Source organism: Arsenophonus sp. ENCA (assembly GCF_002287155.1).
Classification (GTDB): domain Bacteria; phylum Pseudomonadota; class Gammaproteobacteria; order Enterobacterales; family Enterobacteriaceae; genus Arsenophonus; species Arsenophonus nilaparvatae.
Window position 1 is genome coordinate 1 of record NZ_NHNG01000276.1, and the last position, 3,810, is coordinate 3,810.

The 3,810-nt window shown below is 47.2% G+C and carries 8 protein-coding genes and 1 pseudogene; 1 reads left to right on the forward strand and 8 read right to left on the reverse strand.

Annotated features, from left to right (window positions below; translation table 11 throughout):
• A pseudogene (locus CBG25_RS07195) lies at positions 1-212 on the forward strand (hypothetical protein); the annotation flags it as partial.
• Here the strand turns inward: CBG25_RS07195 and CBG25_RS07200 are convergent.
• The 8 genes from CBG25_RS07200 to CBG25_RS07235 all read right to left on the reverse strand — a co-directional run bounded on the left by CBG25_RS07200 (position 209) and on the right by CBG25_RS07235 (position 3,164).
• A complete protein-coding gene (locus tag CBG25_RS07200; RefSeq protein WP_290605668.1) occupies positions 209-388 on the reverse strand; it encodes a hypothetical protein in 180 nt (59 codons plus the stop codon). The pseudogene CBG25_RS07195 and the gene CBG25_RS07200 sit on opposite strands and share 4 nt — an antisense overlap.
• 35 nt (positions 389-423) lie before the next feature.
• A complete protein-coding gene (locus CBG25_RS07205) occupies positions 424-576 on the reverse strand; it encodes a hypothetical protein (protein ID WP_290605670.1) in 153 nt (50 codons plus the stop codon).
• Positions 557-847, reverse strand: a complete 291-nt coding sequence (locus tag CBG25_RS07210; RefSeq protein ID WP_290605682.1) for a Mor transcription activator family protein — start codon at positions 845-847, stop codon at positions 557-559. Before CBG25_RS07210 ends, CBG25_RS07205 begins: the two co-directional genes overlap by 20 nt.
• A gap of 74 nt (positions 848-921) precedes the next feature.
• A complete protein-coding gene (locus tag CBG25_RS07215) occupies positions 922-1,344 on the reverse strand; it encodes a regulatory protein GemA (protein ID WP_290605672.1) in 423 nt (140 codons plus the stop codon).
• 131 nt (positions 1,345-1,475) lie between these two features.
• The gene (locus CBG25_RS07220; protein WP_290605674.1) at positions 1,476-1,655 is read right to left on the reverse strand and encodes a hypothetical protein; all 180 of its coding nucleotides are present in this window, start codon (positions 1,653-1,655) and stop codon (positions 1,476-1,478) included.
• 16 nt (positions 1,656-1,671) lie between these two features.
• Positions 1,672-2,301 carry a LysE family transporter gene (locus tag CBG25_RS07225; protein WP_290605676.1) on the reverse strand — a complete coding sequence of 210 codons (630 nt, stop codon included), beginning with the start codon at positions 2,299-2,301 and terminating at the stop codon, positions 1,672-1,674.
• Positions 2,302-2,542: 241 nt separating this feature from the next.
• On the reverse strand, positions 2,543-2,884 hold the full coding sequence (locus CBG25_RS07230) for a hypothetical protein (protein ID WP_290605678.1): 342 nt from the start codon (positions 2,882-2,884) through the stop codon (positions 2,543-2,545).
• A gap of 64 nt (positions 2,885-2,948) precedes the next feature.
• Positions 2,949-3,164, reverse strand: coding sequence for a hypothetical protein (locus CBG25_RS07235; RefSeq protein WP_290605680.1), 216 nt, complete (start codon positions 3,162-3,164; stop codon positions 2,949-2,951).
• Between the last annotated feature and the right edge of the window lie 646 nt (positions 3,165-3,810).

Below are 3,810 nucleotides of genomic sequence, written 5' to 3' on the forward strand. Positions count from 1 at the left end.
ATCGAGAAGTTAAACAAAATTGTGGTATTGAACGCTGTCAGGCTCGCACGAGCCGAGCGCAAAGAAATCATATTTTTCTCGCTATTTCTGCGTGGTTTGAACAACATAAACGTCGTATATCTGAAAAAATAACCCTTTATCAACAAAATTGGGACGTAATCAAAAATGCTATTGCTGAGCACATCCGTGTTTTATTAGCGTACCCAAATTAGTTTTGTGCGAAACTCGTGTCTTGTAGTAATCCTGCTTGAACCCGCCATTTATGATTATAAAAGATAACACCATCTGGCCTTAACAGACGCATCATTTCGTTCAGGCAAGCCCTTTGCCAGGCAACATAGTCATGATGAGGAAGATTATCATCGTGACCGTCATATCCGTTACGCAATGCTGCCTTGGTTCATTTTCCTTTACCGCGACTTCTCATGCCATTTCCAACCGAGTTTTTAAGTTATAAGGTGGCGATGTGACGATGATACGGATCGATTCGGCAGGAAGTGTTTTCATAATAGTAATACAATCACCACAAAAAAGCGTGCCGTGGCGATATCGTTGATTAATATTCATTTTCTTCACTAAATAGTTTGCCTTGAAGGCGATTTAATTCTTCTTTCTTAACCCGCTTGACTACCGAGTAAATCCACTGTAGCGAGACTTCGTACTTGCGTGCCAGGGCACGGTGGTTATGGCCGTTGAAATCGGCAAATATCTCCCTGTCGCGCTGGTTAATTTTCCACATCAGCCCCATCGGAAAATAGAGATTCTGCCCGCCCCAAGCCGGCATCATCTGATTGGCGACAGCATCGCCTATCTGGCTGGCAACTGTGGGATCAACGTCGAGAACAATCTATTTTACCGTCTCCGTTGTACATTCGGCCAGTTCAACCAGTAACTCCGGCCCTTTGCTGCGGAAGGTATTCTCTAGCATGAGGTTGTCCTTGCCACGCGTTTTTGCCACTGCTTGAGTTTTTCGATAACCTGACTGGCCTGTGGGTTATCCAGCCAGTAAGGCGAATCACAGCCGGTTTCCCGTTTAACAAAGTGAGCAAGGGCTGTTGCCGAGGCATCACGGACGATGCCATCATCGACCATTGCCTGCCACAGGGCCTGTATTTTTTGAATTTGCGGACGGTCGGTCTGCTTTTTCGTCGTGGGCTGAGTAGACTGGATACGAAAGCCTTTGGCTTTCAGGGTCTCTAACACCCGAGCCAGTTGACTGATATTCAGGGCTTTTGCCGATGTTTCTCCCGTTAGCCTGTGCAGCAGCTGGCGGTAAGTCGTGTCATCCAGTTTGAGGTGGTGGGCGGCAATATGGATTAACTGCAGGTATTTTTGTCGGGTCATCGGGGGTCTCCTTTATCGTCGTGGTCAGGATTCCTTATGCCATGAATAAAAAAATAATCCTTCGGGTTTTGAAGGATTATAAAATGAATACCGTTATTATACAATTGAATGAATTGTGCGCCTATTTTCTGCTATGACTTCTTCACGCAAATCGCCTTGGCATCCATATCCTTGACCGTTTCAAATTTTTCTGCGAACTGTTTGGCGGCCTGTTGACAGGCGGTTGCCGTGTCAAACTCCTGTGTATGCAGCGTGGAAAACGCATTACCGGCATAGGGACTGGCGTATAGGGCTAAAATTAATATCCACATGATAATTTATCCTTTTTCACTGAATTAAGGTCGGGTGTTCAATAAAACAAAGGCTGACCGCAATGAACACCAGGAAACCGGCAAACAGGCGGTTTTGTTGTTTACGGGTTTCTGGTGATTGAAAATAAGGCAGCAAGCGGGCGGCAATGAGCGCGTAGAGCGTCATCATCAGCGCATCGACCATCACCATCGTCAAAGACATGAGGGTTATTTGTGGCCCTAATGGTTGGGCCGGATTAAGAAAGACCGGTAGTGTGGCAAGCAGAAAAGCGAGCGCTTTAGCGTTGGTGATATCGGTCAGAAAACCCCAGCAGAACCGCTGTGCGCTGCCGGTCAATGCTGCAACAGCGTAGGCATCCAAGATGACCGGCGCGCGCCAGGTTCGGTAGGCGGCAAACAGTAGCCAGAGTACGCTAATGCCTTTCAGTAACAGCCAGGCGGCCGCTGAAGCGCGCAACGCTTCCGTGCTCAGTGCCACAATGGGCACCATCAAAGCTAATGCCGTGGCCTGACCGGCAATCAGCGGCAGTGTCTTGCGCCATCCCCGCTGGAAGGAATGGTTAAGGGTGAGGATAGCGCCTGCGCCGGGTAATACGGCACTGAGCAAGGCACCCCCTAAAAAAACTAACCAAAGGTCAAGGTTCATGGTTTATTTACCTCGTGTGTTTGATGATGGGGTGGGGTTGACGTCGAGGGTGAATGTACCTTCGTACCCGTTAAGGGATGAATATCCCAGTTAAGCACCCAGACACCATATCGCTGCCCGCAATCGGGGCAGGTCAGGATAAGGTCAATCCCCCACTCACCACTTTCCGGTTGTTGAGTGATGTTTGCCTGGATGGGATTGAGGTGGTTTGTTGCCTGATGGCAGCTGATGCAGGTAATGGTCATGATGTAATGTCCTTATCCAGTAATGCCATCAATGCGGTCATATTTTGTTGAACTACCTTGAACTCGTAATAAGCAGCATAAGGCTGATTCTCAAATAGGTAATGCATAGCTAAACTGAAACTTTTCTCAGCCTCACGGCACATAGGCTTTATCGTCTGATAAAGCAGGTTGCTGTATCGACTCTTTTGTTCAGTGATATCATTGATTAACAGGGTGAGTTCCGAAATTTCATTAAAAAATGCATCACATTCATTACGGAAACGCTCGTGTGCGATTTTCACCCGTTTAAGCTGTGGGTTAAGTTTTTTATCTAAAGAAAACATATCTTGCTTTATCATGATGTAACCTCATGCTCAAAGGGCGTAATAATGACGTTTGAGTTTGGGATTGTTTTAGTGGTGCCTAGGGTGAGGGCGCACATACAGGCAGCGATGAAGCTCTGGGCCTGTGGCGCATTGAGGGTGTTAGCGTAGGCGCGCAGTCGTCCCACTCTGTTGGTAATCCCATCAGCCAGCGGGCGTGTGCCGGGTTCAACTGGCCGCCACTTTCCATCGCGGCAGCAGAGCCAGTCAGCCTCTCGCCAGAAGCCGTGAGTCGGCAAGCTGCTGGTTTCCGCAATTCCAGATACGGGGGCGCACTGTTGATCAGGTAAGGAATGTCTTTCAAATCGGGGCGGTAGCTCCCTTCTAACATTCGATTGCGGTTTCCGTCCTTTTTTAATTTCGGCGCTCTTACCCCGGCGTTGCTGTCTGTCGCCTGAGGCGTTGGCCAGCCCGTTAACCACACTATGCGTCCCAGCAACGCATTGAGCGGCACATTCAGGCATTCCCTGCCATCCTTCCCGTCCCGCGTGATCGGCGTAGGCCATCCAGTAAAGGCGTTGTCTGACGTGCGGCGCACCGAAGCCCGCAGCGCATAAATCGAGCGCTGCTGTGGTGTAGTTCACGAGTTTCGCACCAATAAAAAAACGCTCTATTTTTAAGTTTAATTCAGCATGATATATAAATAGTCAAAACCTTATAAATCAAATACAACTTATTGTAATTTAAGAAAATTTATGTTTTTTAGTAACTTGCAGATTAATCATTGCTTTTAAGCCATTTTTAGAATTTTATATGCCTGTGCGAAACTCGTGTCAGTATTTCACCAATTCCAGGTATGCTTTCCAGCAACGCTTTGTTTTTCTTTAAATCAGGATCGCTATTAATATGATTTCTTATTTTTTCTTTTGTGGTCTGTATTTGTTGTTTTAATACATCAATGA